Annotated in this window: 11 protein-coding genes; 2 read left to right on the top strand and 9 right to left on the bottom strand. The window is 52.7% G+C overall.

Features of this window, described 5'->3' with window-relative positions:
- Positions 1 to 59: 59 nt before the first annotated feature.
- From P8S53_RS09195 to P8S53_RS09165, 7 genes are all read right to left on the bottom strand, one after another.
- Positions 60 to 2141, bottom strand: a complete 2082-nt coding sequence (locus P8S53_RS09195; RefSeq protein ID WP_277803666.1) for an ABC transporter substrate-binding protein — start codon at positions 2139 to 2141, stop codon at positions 60 to 62.
- A gap of 201 nt (positions 2142 to 2342) precedes the next feature.
- Positions 2343 to 3380: an ABC transporter ATP-binding protein gene (locus P8S53_RS09190; protein WP_373418522.1), complete on the bottom strand. Its 1038-nt coding sequence runs from the start codon at positions 3378 to 3380 to the stop codon at positions 2343 to 2345.
- Between the two features lie 197 nt (positions 3381 to 3577).
- Positions 3578 to 4654, bottom strand: a complete 1077-nt coding sequence (locus P8S53_RS09185; RefSeq protein WP_277803664.1) for an ABC transporter ATP-binding protein — start codon at positions 4652 to 4654, stop codon at positions 3578 to 3580.
- 98 nt (positions 4655 to 4752) lie between these two features.
- Complete coding sequence (locus P8S53_RS09180; RefSeq protein ID WP_277803663.1) at positions 4753 to 5898, bottom strand: ABC transporter permease; 1146 nt, start codon at positions 5896 to 5898, stop codon at positions 4753 to 4755.
- A 143-nt stretch (positions 5899 to 6041) separates the two neighbouring features.
- On the bottom strand, positions 6042 to 7028 hold the full coding sequence (locus tag P8S53_RS09175; protein WP_277806697.1) for an ABC transporter permease: 987 nt from the start codon (positions 7026 to 7028) through the stop codon (positions 6042 to 6044).
- Between the two features lie 137 nt (positions 7029 to 7165).
- Positions 7166 to 8284, bottom strand: coding sequence for a Gfo/Idh/MocA family protein (locus P8S53_RS09170; protein WP_277803662.1), 1119 nt, complete (start codon positions 8282 to 8284; stop codon positions 7166 to 7168).
- Between the two features lie 12 nt (positions 8285 to 8296).
- The gene (locus P8S53_RS09165; RefSeq protein ID WP_277803661.1) at positions 8297 to 9043 is read right to left on the bottom strand and encodes a sugar phosphate isomerase/epimerase; all 747 of its coding nucleotides are present in this window, start codon (positions 9041 to 9043) and stop codon (positions 8297 to 8299) included.
- A gap of 565 nt (positions 9044 to 9608) precedes the next feature.
- Between P8S53_RS09165 and P8S53_RS09160 the strand changes: the two genes are divergently transcribed.
- Together P8S53_RS09160 and P8S53_RS09150 are read left to right on the top strand one after the other, a co-directional pair.
- Positions 9609 to 10649, top strand: a complete 1041-nt coding sequence (locus P8S53_RS09160; protein ID WP_277803660.1) for a LacI family transcriptional regulator — start codon at positions 9609 to 9611, stop codon at positions 10647 to 10649.
- 302 nt (positions 10650 to 10951) lie between these two features.
- On the top strand, positions 10952 to 11245 hold the full coding sequence (locus tag P8S53_RS09150; protein ID WP_277803659.1) for a Dabb family protein: 294 nt from the start codon (positions 10952 to 10954) through the stop codon (positions 11243 to 11245).
- Positions 11246 to 11465: 220 nt separating this feature from the next.
- Here P8S53_RS09150 and P8S53_RS09145 read toward each other — a convergent pair whose 3' ends face one another.
- Together P8S53_RS09145 and P8S53_RS09140 are read right to left on the bottom strand one after the other, a co-directional pair.
- A complete protein-coding gene (locus P8S53_RS09145; protein ID WP_277803658.1) occupies positions 11466 to 12239 on the bottom strand; it encodes a FadR/GntR family transcriptional regulator in 774 nt (257 codons plus the stop codon).
- Between the two features lie 58 nt (positions 12240 to 12297).
- A complete protein-coding gene (locus tag P8S53_RS09140) occupies positions 12298 to 13362 on the bottom strand; it encodes a Gfo/Idh/MocA family protein (RefSeq protein WP_277803657.1) in 1065 nt (354 codons plus the stop codon).
- Between the last annotated feature and the right edge of the window lie 5 nt (positions 13363 to 13367).

Here is a 13367-nt window from a genome sequence, read left to right as displayed (position 1 = left end):
ATTGGCAAGTGGCCCGGTTATGAGTGCCGGGCCACTTGTTTTCAGAAGCACATCAGAAACTACTGCCGGATGAACATTTGCTCCATACCAGCCGGACCCCATGTTTTCAGTGCCCAGGACCATGTCATTCCGTCAGGTGGCTGGTTACCAACCCTGTTGTGAATGATACCGTAGCCTGGCGCGTGGCTGACCGTACCCATAGAAAAGAACTCGTCCGCTGCGATGTCGAGAATCTGTGTCATGATCTCGTCGTGCATTTCAGGTGGACTGTTGTGAAGTTCTTCTACGAGCCTGTAGGATTCTTTCACAGCCTCCGGTGGTTCTTCCGCTTCGACACCCCGTTCAAGCATACCACCTGCGGCGCCTCTTCCGTTCCATACGGCCCATTTCGGCGCTGCGAAGGAATAGTCAGCCCAGGGAGAGTAGTATCTCGGGTCAAACAGCGCATCGCGCATCCCGCCAGAACCACTCCACATTGCGATCTGATGATGACCATTCAGAATACGCTCGACAAACAATGTACGATCGACAACACGCGCATCAACCTTGATCCCGGCGGCATTCCAATGCGCGATGGCCAGTTCCATTATGGCAAGGCGCTCCGGGTCATGGTTTGACGCATCGAAATATAGGGCGACTTGCTGTCCGTCCGACCCAATCCAGCGACCCTGATCATCTTGTGTCAGGCCAGCTTTCTCAAAATGCTCGAATGCAAGATCCAGATCATATTCAAGATACTGGCTTTCAAGACGTTCGTGGTAGAAGCTGTTTTCCGGATGCGGGGCCATTTGCCGAGGCTCAGATTGGCCAGCATACACAATCTGGTTGATTTCTTCGCGGTTCATCGCATGCGACATACCGATCCGGAAATCACGGTTTTCCAGAGCTTCCCGCGTTACAGGGTCATCATGAGTCATGTTCATCGCGATAACCATTGCCGTCGCATTAGCTTGCTGAAGTGGAATCATTCGGAAATTGCCGCGTTCCTGCTCATCAAACAGCAATGGCCGGTTCTGGGGCGTTGCAACGCGTTCCTGAATCAGGTCGACATCCCCGCGCATTGTCTGGAACAGCATCACTTCCGGATCTTCAGTGATCGCAAAGGTCCAGCCGTCTGCATATGGCAACTGATTCCCTTCCGTATCGACTTTGTAGTAATACGGGTTCCTTTCGAAACGCACTTGCGGGGTGCGTCCAGTATATGCGTAACCCTCTACCGGGGTCCATGCGCGAATCGTCGGAAGATCCGGATTGCGCCACATCGGCTCATCATCAACCCCTGGAATCATCGCATTGTAGTACGAGGCCCAGTCATCGAAACCTTCGCCGACTGCAACTGCATTCGCTTCTTCGTTGAAATCGGCATGAAACTGTTCGCCATAATGCCTGGCGGTTGGCATCCATGCGATCCGCGCCAGCTCATCAAGGAATAGTCCTTTGGGCTCTTCAAAGATAAAACGGAACGTCGTTTCGTCAATGATTTCGAGTTCTGCGACTCCTGCAGATGTCTGCATGAATCCTGGGACAACCGGATAGAGCGTTTCGTTCAGCAGCTCGTGTTCATACCAGTATTCCACATCAGCTGTGGTCACGGGTTCACCGTCCGACCACTTCATTCCTTCCCTAAGATTAAATGTGTAGGTTGTTGCATCGTCGCTTACCTCGAACGATTCCGCCGCAGCGGGCTCGAAACCAGACCAGTCAACGTCATATTCTATCAACCCATCATAGCCGATAGTGCGATACATCCATCCACTATCCCCGGCCCCGATCAGCAGGCTTCTGAACGCACCGCCATACTGGCCGATTTCATCCCGCGGGGTTATGACCAATGGGTTCGCAGGCAGCCGCTCCGCAACAGGTGGGAGCTGTCCGTCATTGACGGCCTCATCCAGTTCCGGGGCTTGCTGAAAATTCATTCCTGCATGCGCATCCGCGAATGCTGATGCAGGAAGTACCGCAATGATCGCCGCCAGAGATGTCGACGACACATGGCGCCGCACCCCTCCTGATAGCTTTATGCCGTATTCTCTACCAAAATACTCCACTACTTCCTCCTCCATAAAGTAAAAGATACCTTCAGTACAGAAAACATGCGGCTGTTTTATAGCAGCTTTGTTATCTGAATAATTGCCATTCATGACGGCATTACAATGAAGATATATAGAGCCTCACAGATTAATAAATTTATGTCAACATAAGCTGGAAATAAATTTTTAAAATATAAAAAATAATCCAATTTTATCAATTAATTTAGAAAATAGAAATTAATTCCAAGATTTTAAACCCTGGAAATCACAGCTAATACGCTGAACCGTTATGACTGAAGTATAAATTAATAATTATACTTCAGATTTACATTTTTCTTCAACTTTCTGATTTCTCTTCTTTGCTACTTCTGGGCTGAACGCACCCTTAAGTTCAAGCTCTCCAGCAAAATGACATGCCGAAAAGTGACCGCTCTCAATCTCCAGAAATTTCGGTGATTCTATCTTGCAGCGTTCTTGCGCATACTGACATCTTGGATGAAAGTAACACCCGCTTGGAGGGTTTGACGAATCGGCAACTTCACCTGTCAGTCGAACGCGTGATGCCGTATCGCGCCGCGTAGGGTCTGGTTCCGGAACCGCAGATAGCAGTGCTTCGGTATAAGGGTGCAGTGGTCGGGAATACACAGCATCACTTGTTCCCATCTCCACCATTTTTCCGCTGTACATGACGCCAAGGCGGTCAGAGATATGCTCGACGACCGAAAGATCATGGGCAATGAACAAATATGTCAGGCCGAACTCTTCTTGTAGGTCCTGCAGCAAATTGATGGTCTGCGCCTGAATTGAAACATCAAGGGCAGAAACGGCTTCATCGCACACAACAAGCCGCGGGTTGGACGCAAGGGCGCGCGCAATTCCGATCCGTTGACGTTGGCCGCCACTGAACGCATGTGGATACCTGCCCAAATAATCTGCGGGAAGGCCTACTTTATTTAGCAGGTCGCGCACTTGACTGTCGATTTCCTTGTCATTTGCCAATCCATTGACTTTAAGGACTTCGCCAACAATGGCCGAAACTGGCATGCGTGGATTTAATGAAGAAAATGGGTCCTGAAAAATCATCCGAAGTTCAGTCCGGAATTTCTTCATTTCTTTGTTACTCAGGCCGACAATTTCAACGTCTTCGCCATCAGCGCTTGCGTAGGAAATAGTTCCGCCGGTCGGTTCAAGAATTCGAATGATGCAACGCCCTACACTTGTCTTGCCACATCCTGATTCACCAACCAGACCAAATGTCTCACCTGGGAAGATATCGAATGACACATCGTCTACTGCTTTTGTATATCCAACGGTCCGCTTGAAGAAGCCTTTCACAATCGGAAAATGCATCTTCAGATTTCTGACGCTAAGAATTGGCTTCTGGCCATTCTGTTCCGGTGAACCTTCTACGGACTCATCGTTCTTTTCGATCACGCTCTTCATACGCTCTTCCCCCAAATCACTTAGTTTTCTCCAAATCCGAGAACCACTGACCTTCAGTGCAGCTGCTCATCATGTTTTGGAATTTTGCTGTCGCACCCAATATTTTATGTATTCGGATTGTCCGCAATTTCGGTGTCACTATACAAAAGACACCGAACTTCGCGTTTCACACCTACATGTTCCACTGGTGGAACAATTTTATCACATCGCCCTGGCATGAACTCCGGGCAGCGATTGTGAAATGGGCATCCAGTCGGGCGATTTAAGGGATGTGGCACCATCCCTCGGATAGCAGTGAGCCGATGTTTCTTTTCTGGTCCCAAGCGAGGAATGGATTCCAGCAATGATCGCGTATACGGATGTTTCGGATCCTGAAAAATCTCATACACACTGCCGCTTTCAACAACTGTTCCAAGATACATCACAACGACATCATCCGCCAATTCGGCTATGACCCCCAGATCATGCGTGATAAACATCACCGACATGCCCGTTGTCTTCTGAAGATTGCGGATCAGGTCAAGAACCACCGCCTGCGTAGTCACATCGAGGGCGGTGGTCGGTTCGTCGGCGATCAGCAAACTTGGGTTACATGCAAGTCCCATGGCAATCATTGCCCGCTGTCGCATCCCGCCGGAAAGTTCAAATGTATAGGAATCGAGGACCGTCTTGGGCTTTGGCATCTCGACCTGTTCCAACAACTCCAGAACCCGTTCCCTGGCTTGCTTTTTACTATAGCCCCAATGAAGTCTGACGATTTCTCCGATCTGGTCATTGATCGTGTGCACCGGACTGAGAGAGGACATCGGTTCCTGGAATATCATCGCGATTTCCGCTGCACGGATTTTGCGGATTTCCTCACCTCTCGGGGTAAGTTTGGCAATGTCGACAACGCTGCCATCATCGCGGTTGAATTTGATTTCACCTGCAACAATGCGTCCGGGGCGATCAAGAAGTTGCATCAGGGAACGCGCCCCGATCGATTTACCGGAACCCGATTCCCCCACCACACCAAGAGTCTTTCCGCGGCGCACCATATAGTTGACGCCGTCCACGGCCTTCACGACACCTTCTTCGGTGTTGAAGTGAGCCTTCAGCCCCTGCACCTCCAGTAGGTTTTCACTAGGGGTCGTTCTGCGGTCATGCGACTGTCGGTTGTCGCCCATATTTATGTCTATCATGGCGTCAATCCCTTCAAGATATTGTAGTGTCTGCCCAGAGATGATGTTGTGTTATTCCAGCCTGCCGGTCCCCACATGCAGCGAAGACCCGGCGTTTGTCAGCTGGCGTATGGGTCTGCCGCATCGCGCATCCCGTCACCGAGGAAGTTGAAGCCAAGAACAACAACTACAACTGCTAAGCCCGGCATCAGAAGCCACGGGGCGTCCGCCACCACGCGAACGCTTTGGGCTTGTTGCAGCAACACACCCCAGCTTACGACCGGCGCCCGTAGTCCCAACCCCAGAAAGCTAAGGGCAGTTTCGGCGATGATCATGCTTGGCACTGCCAGCGTGACAGTTGCGATTATATGACTTAGAAAGGACGGCACCATATGTCGCGAAATAACGCGATAATTCGAAACGCCGTCAACTTGTGCCGCGATGACAAAATCTTCCGTCTTCAGCGCATAGAACTTCCCTCGGACAACGCGCGCAAGTCCTGTCCATCCAAGTACCGATAAGATTACGGTAATAAGGAAATAGACCATAAGTGGACTTACTTGCTGTGGAATTGCGGCAGCCAGTCCCATCCATAGTGGAATTGACGGGATTGATTGGAGAAACTCGATTGTCCGCTGAACCACATTATCAACCCATCCACCGAAATACCCCGAGATGCCGCCCAAAATAACCCCGAGAATCAAGCTGAGGCTGACGCCGACCAAACCGATCGTCATCGAAACGCGTGTCCCATATATAGTTCTGGAAAAAACGTCGCGCCCCAAGTGATCTGTTCCCAACAGGTGCATTGGTGCCCCGCTTTCTTTCGGGCCAATAATATGTCGATTCCAGGTGAATAGACCCCACATACGATAGTTGGCCCCTTTAACAAAAAAACCGACTGGAATAATCTCGTCTTCATCTATTGAAAACGTGCGACGACCCGAGTCTGGATTCACTTCCGCAGTATATCCGTAAACATGTGGCTGAATGCGTATGCCATCATCGGTTTGCCGGATGAAACTAAGCGTCTGAGGCGGCGCGAATGTATATCGCGCGTTGTAAGCGTTCGGTAGTTGTGGGGCAAGGAACTCTGCAAATATCGCGATCAGATAAAACAAACCCACGACATACGCACCGATCATTGCGAGTTTATGTTTCTTGAATTTTCGCCAGACCAGACTCCACTGACCGGCGACAGCGATATCATTTGAAACGACTTTGGCGTCGTCTTCTATTGCGGTATCTTGAGATTGATGGGTCACTAACGGAAAACTCCTCCATTTCCGATATCGCCGTCTACTTCGTCAAGCTATCAAACTTATTATAGACGCGTATTTTTTCGGGTTCATAAGTGAACGAGATTTGATCACAGTGAAAACCCGTAAAGAAAGCTGAAGCGCATTCATCAGTCGTAGCGAATGCGCGGATCAAGCCATGTAAGTGCTATATCCGACAGCAATGTGCTTATTACGTTCAAGACACTCAACATCAGTATGAAGCTTGCGGCCAGGTACATATCCTGTGACATAAGCGCGCCCAGCAATAGCGGACCAGTTGTTGGCAAACTTAGAACGATGGAAACGATTACCTCACCAGATATGAGTGTTACCAATATTGTCGCCTGGGCACTGACGAAGAAGTTAAGAGCAATACGTACCGGATATTTCATTATAACGGTGCGTTCCTTCAAACCTTTCGCCCTTGCTGTCGTCACATACGGTTTTCTCATTTCATCCAGAAGATTTGCACGTGTTTCCCGGATCAGGCTTGCAGTTCCTGCGGTTCCAAGAACTAGGATCGGGATCCACAGGTTGGATAGAAGGTCCAGAAACTTTCCAAAGCTCCATGGTGCTACTTCATATTGCGGTGAGAAAAGGCCGCCTACTGATTGCCCGAAAAGGGTATATCCCAAGTACATAAGAACAAGTGCAAGAAGGAAGTTTGGAATAGCCAACCCAAGAAAACCAATAGTGGTGGCGACGTAATCACCAATAGAATATTGATTGACTGCTGAATAAATTCCGATTGTTAACGCAATTATCCAGACAACAAACAAGGTTGACAGCGAAAGCAGAACCGTCAGCCCAAGCCGGGACCAGATCAGGTCCGAGACAGGAAGCCCCCACGCAAAAGACATTCCAAAGTCGCCGCGGAAAACAATGTTTGTGATCCAGTACCAATACTGGACGATCATGGGTTCCCCAAGCCCATAGCGTTCTCTTAGCCGGATCATCGCCTCTTGGCTGAGTTGCTCGCCCGTTTCTGCGTAGCGGGCCACCATCGTACTGAGGTAATCTCCCGGTGGCAGCTGGATGATCATAAATGAGACAATCGAAATCAGAATGATTGTCGGAATCATATAGAGGATTCGAGTTGCGATATACCTAGCCACTAAGGTTGCCTCCAGTTTGACCACATGTTTTGCGCCGCGTATTTGCTGTTCCGGTGTATACTTGGCTGGTGGGTGGGTCTTCTTACTGCCCTCGCCGCAATATTCTGCGACGAAGGCCCTCCTCCTTTACGTCAGCGTCAGGCCAGCAAGGCCCGAGCCTCTTCAGGGGAAAGCGCCGCTGGTCTGGCGCAGGTCGTGGTCATCTTGACAAAACTGCGCGCCTCCCCTGCGCGCAGGATGCCAGTCATGACATCGACGGCATGCACGGCCAGATCAATGTTGCAGCGGTGATCGCGATTTTCGTCAATTGCCTGCGCCATATCGGCCAGCCCGGCACAACGATAATTCGCCCGATCCTTCTCATTTGGCTTGCCATAAGGATGGTCCCAAGTGGGCAGAGCTGCGATCTCTCCATCTCCATCAGCATGTTCGACATCGCCCCCGAAGAAATTCGGATCAGGTATGAAGAGCGATCCTTTCTCGCCGTATAGTTCCATAGGGGCGTGCCTGTGTTTCCACACATCCCAGCTTGCCCCGAGGGTGACCGTCGCGCCATTCGCAAATTCGAGCAACGCATGGATATTGGTGGGGGTCGCAACCGGAACCGTCTCGCCGTTGCGCGGGCCATTGCCGATTGTCCGTTCGGCGAATGCCGTTGTGGCCACTGCCGCGACTGATGTGACAGGACCAATCAACTGGATCAGATTAGTGATATAATAAGGCCCGATATCAAGAACAGGTCCGGCACCGGGTTGATAGAAGAAGTCCGGATTTGGGTGCCAACGTTCCATGCCATGACTCATCACATGGCAGGTTCCGCCAATGATTTTCCCAACCAGCCCGTCGTCTATGGCTGCGCGCGCCTGCTGATGTGACCCTCCCAGAAATGTATCAGGGGCAGAGCCAATGCGCAGGCCTTTAGAGTTAGCCAACTCATGCAGCGCCTTACCCTCTTCCAGTGTCAGAACAAGCGGCTTTTCCGAATAGGCGTGTTTTCCTGCCTCAAGTATCCGGCGGGTCACATCATAATGGGCAGCCGGAACCGTCAGATTGACAATTACGTCAATATCGGACGCGGCCATAAGGTCATCAACGCTATCCGCCCGCACGCCATATTCTGCGGCCCGCGCTTCGGCAGATGCATGATTGATATCCGCCACGGCAACGAGCGAGAGTGACTTGAAGATCGGGGCAAAGCGGAGATACGTCGTTGAGATATTGCCGCATCCGATAATGCCTACGCGTAGTTTTGCCATAGTTTTATGTCCTCAGAAAGTTTTGAGTGTTGCAAGCGAGCGGCTTGCAAAGCGGGCATGATCTTTGGGATTGTCATGCTCCATAACGAAGTGGGAAATTCCTGCCGTAGCCAGTGCGGGCATGATTGCGTTCCAGTCCATGACCCCATGGCCCATGTCCGCCCAGCCATCTTCGTCGGTGCAACTTCCGTTGGGGGCGATATCCTTGACATGCACAGCGCTGATCCGGCTGCCATATTTCGCGATCCAGGCCAAAGGATCATGCCCCGCGAAACGAAGCCAGCCAAGATCCAGCTCCAGTGAAAGCTCATCTGATGCCGTGATGATCATATCCAGCGGCGTATCCCCGCTGCCCAGATCATCCAGTTCAAAATCATGGTTGTGCCAACCAAAGACCAGACCGGCATCGCGCAACGGGGCACCGGCTTTAGCCAGGCGCTTGCCGAACGCCGTCCAGCCCGCGCCATCCTTCGGGCGCTGATCCGGTGCAAGATGCGGCACATAAACCCTGCTCATGCCAAGGCCGGTGGCAATCGAAACCGCGCGATCCGGGTCCCCCTCGACAAGATCAAGCCCCATATGGCTGGACGACATGTGCAGCCCTTCTGCATCAAGCATGGCCTTCAGCGCCGGGATATCGTCAAAGAGGCCACCATACCCTTCAACGTTGGTGAAACCGGTTGCCGCAATCATCGCGAGTGTCTCGGCGAGCGGGGGGAAATTGCGTGAACAGTAAAGTTGATAGGAAATCGTTGGCAAACTGTCGTCCTTTCAGTGCTGTAGTCATTGCGGCAAAAGGCAGGCGCATCCTGAGCCTCAGCCACAACGGCGATGTCTGGAATTGTTCCGGCATTTACCAACCCTGATGTCCTTGGCTGGACCGACACACGACAGTCGAATTGCCGTCATCTTCCGATAGCCCCGTCAGGACAGGTTTCCGGCGATGTTAGTACCCTGCCGAGAACCTGCAACGCATGCCAATCCAGTTGAGGGTATGTGCAACGCAGGCACCTACGATAGAGGTTACCCCCCCGACGATAGCGCTAACATCTCTCCATCCCCTCTCCACTAGATCTGATCCCTCCCTTGATCTAAATGGTTGTAGATCATCCTATAACGATTTAGAATATTGATGCAAGACCGTTTGGATCGAGTTTTTTACTTTTTCTTGTAACCTGTTTCACCGCTTTGCTTTTGGCCCAGCCATCGAAGGTGCTAAGGGTAGTCGCAATAAATGAACGACAGATGGAGCATGGCATATGGTCGAATATCAACCTCTCTGGCAAATCACGCCAGACAGTAGAAAACTGCGGGTGGAACGGTCGTGGCAATAATCAAACGCGGGTCAAAGCCGACGCTCAAGACGATCGCGGGCCTGAGTGGTCTGGCTGTGCCGACAGTGTCGCGCGCATTAAGCGACGCTCCCGATATCGGGAATGAGACGAAAATTCTGGTCAGGAGAATCGCAAAAGAAATCGGATATGTTCCGAATCGTGCGGGAGTTCGCCTACGCACCGGGCGGACGAATGTAATCAGTCTCGTCATGTCGACAGAGTATGATGTGATGAACCATGTCGGCAGGCTCATATCTTCAATTGCCGGGGAATTGCTGAACACACCCTATCATCTGATTGTGACGCCGTATTTTCCAGCCGAGGATATCATGAGGCCGATCCGCTACATCGTCGAGACAGGTTCGGCCGACGCGGTGATCCTGAACCAGATTGAACCCGAGGATGCACGGCTGGCCTATCTGCGGGAGCATAACTTTCCCTTCGTTACACATGGACGGTCAAACTGGAGTGAGGAACTGCCCTATTTCGACTTCGACAATATTGCTTTTGGCAAAATCACCATGCAGAAGCTGGCGGAAAAGGGTCGCCGCCATGTGGTCATGGTCGCACCGCCCCTATCACAGTCCTATGCACACCATATGATCGACGGGGCACGCACGATTGCCGAAACGCATGGCGTCATCTTCGAAACGCTGGAGGGGGCGAACAATGACAGCCCGACCCCGCAGGTGGATCAGGCGATGCGGCGCAAATTGCACGCATCGCCCAGTGTGGATGGCATCATCTGCGCTGCGGCAGCCACGACGATGGCGTCTGTTTCGGCGCTCGAAGCACTAGGGCGCAGACTTGGCCATGACATCGATATATGCGCCAAGGAAGCTGTTCCTTTTCTGAGCCTTTTCAGGCCAGAAATTATGGCGGTACAGGAAGATCTGGGCAAAGCGGGACGGTTTCTCGCAAATGCGGCAGTTCAGGCGATACGCGAGCCGGAAAAGCCACCAATGCAAGGGCTTGATGTCCCTGACGCGGATCGCTTCACTACCACGCGCGGAATACAGGAAGACATCTAACAAGATTATGAAATGACAACCCAAATCAAAGGGCCGGGACTATTTCTGGCGCAGTTCACAGGCCATGAGGCGCCTTTCAACAGCCTGAAGAACATTCCCAGATGGGCTGCGGGATGGCCTACAACGGTGCGCAGATTCCGACCTTCGACACACGGCTCCCATTTTGGTGCGACATCCACTGATACACAGGGGGCAAACGATGCCCACTCCATGTGACTAGTAAGCCAGAACCCAAACAGCCAGACAGAAATCTGACTGTCTTCGTCCCACGAAACGGACATAACCTTCGAAAGGATATAGAAATGATCAGACATACCGTTGCGTTCACACTTCGTCATTCGGCCGGTTCAGAGGCAGAGCTGGCTTTCATGAAGAAAGCTTTAGTTCTTGCTGAAATCCCCGGTGTCAAAAAATTTGAACAGCTTCGGCAAGTCAGCCCAAAGTGCAGCTTTGCTTTCGGCTTCTCCATGGAGTTTGATGACCAATCGGCATATGATGCCTATAATCGCCATCCGACGCATACCGAATTTGTAAAGGAATTCTGGCAGTCTGAAGTCACTGCTTTTCAGGAAATTGACTATGTTTCGCTTTCCTGATCTGAGCAAACATTGAACGGCGGTCGGCGGGCACACATGTGATCGGGCTTCGCGGCGAGGATGATGGCACGCGCCTGTCCAGACGCCGATCCGGAACCCGCACTGAAGGCCGGGCGCGTGCGCAACACCTTCGGCAGATGGTAAATGACGCCGCTGTCAAATTTCAAACGCGATTTTGGGGGGCTATGCGGCAGCTACGCCTGTGTGCGTCGGCGCGTGTCTATCGAACCTTGCGGTCCGTTTCTCCAGTGCAGATGCGGCCGCGCTCGTCCGCTTCGAGCAATTCGTTAATTACGTTCCGCAAGTGGCGCGCCATGGCGTTATAGGCGGCCTCACGGTTGCGCAGGCGGATGGCCGCAAGGATCGCATGGTGATCGCCCACCCAGAGCGGGCGGACGCTTGCGGGATAGATATGTTCGTGCAGCTTGCGCCACATCGGTGATCGGTCCCGTTGCTGCCAAAGTGCCTCGACCATAGAGACGATCACCGAATTTCCAGTCATCCGGGCGATGGTCATGTGAAATCTCCGGTCGCCCTGCTCATGGAGCAGCAGCACGTCGGTCTCCTGCTCCATCTGGGCGATGCATTCTTCGAGTTCGAGCTCGTCATAGCGCGTGGCCCGCTCCGCCGCGAGGCCCGCAGCGCTCGACTCGATGGCCATACGTGCCTCCAGCAACTCGAACGGGCCGGGGCCCGCATCCATTTCGGACAGAACCAAGGCGGTTTCAAGGGCCGAGCGTATGCCTGAGCGGCGCAGGATCGTTATGCCCGCGCGGCCGCGCACTTCGACAATGCCTTTCATCTCGAGCGCGATGACAGCTTCGCGAATAACAGGCCGGCTGACGCCGAGTTCCTCGGCCAGCTCGCGCTCGGAGGGAACACGCCAATCCGGATCGGCGGCGTGTTCTTCGATGATAGTGGCCAGTTGCCGCGCAACGGTCTGATACAGGCGCTGGTTGTCGCCAGGGTGGATTGGGCGGGACGACTTTGGCATCTGAAACCTTTCGTGCCGCGTGTTACCGGGATCTGCCGCCGACCACATTTTCCATAGCCTATGGCAGCCAGGATTTGTAGAGCGGGTGTTCTTCAGTGATCGGCAACGCCACGGACCGCCCCATGCGCTGCGAATAATAGCCAGCGGTCACCAGTTCAAGCGAATTGCGCGCATCGTGCAATGTGACCGGCAAGGCACCCCCATTGACGATAGCATGATAGAACAACTCGAATTGCCGGGTATAACCATCCTCGGCCAGCGGAAGTTCGGCAAGGAAGTCGTCGACCCGCTTCTGGTGTTCGGCTGTGCCCGCAGTGAATACCCAAGGATCGCGCCCCATAGTGTAGGGTTCAGTGATCGATTCCGCGACAAGATCATGATAGCAGAAACGCAGGCGGGATATCTCCTTGCGCGAGCCAAGGGTCATGGACAGCGTCGCGAGCGAGCCGTTCTGCATCCGGACCGCAAGCGCCATGGTGTCCTCGACCTCGATCTGGTTTACCAAGGTGTCGCCATAGGCAAAGACGTCCTGACAGTCGCCATGGATATAATTGAGCATGTCATGTGCATGAATCGCATGTCCGAGCAGCCCGCCGCCCAGTTCAGTGGCCCATTTGCCGCGCCATGGCACGTCGTAATAGTCCGGGCCGCGCCACCAATGCGTCTCTATGGTGGTCATGAAGGGCTTGCCGGTCAGACCGGCATCGACCAGATGCTTGAGCTTCTGCAGGCCAGTGCCATAGCGATACTGAAAGATAGGCATCAGCTTGCGATCTGTCCCCTCCACGATCCGGGTCATCTCGTCGACCTCGGCAAGCGAGCCGAAAAGCGGCTTCTCGCAGATCACATGCTTGCCAGCCTTGATGGCTTTCTTGCACATTTCGAAATGCAGGTTGGGCGGGGTGCAGATATCCACCACATCGATATCATCGCGTTCGATAACCTTGTCGAAGTCCTCCGTCAGCTCAGCCACCCCGAAGCGTTCGGCCACAGATCGCGCGCGGTCATCATCCAGCGCGCAAAGAACCCTTACGTCGAATTTTTCCTTGTTCCATTGATAGCCGCTCAGGTGACGCTCGGCGATGCCAGCCCCGATCACCGCGACGCGCAGTTTTTCAGACATTCTCT

Origin of the sequence: Roseinatronobacter sp. S2 (genome assembly GCF_029581395.1) — a bacterium.
GTDB lineage: Bacteria > Pseudomonadota > Alphaproteobacteria > Rhodobacterales > Rhodobacteraceae > Roseinatronobacter.
Note: the sequence above shows the minus strand (reverse complement) of the source record. Positions and strands in the feature narration are given on the sequence as shown.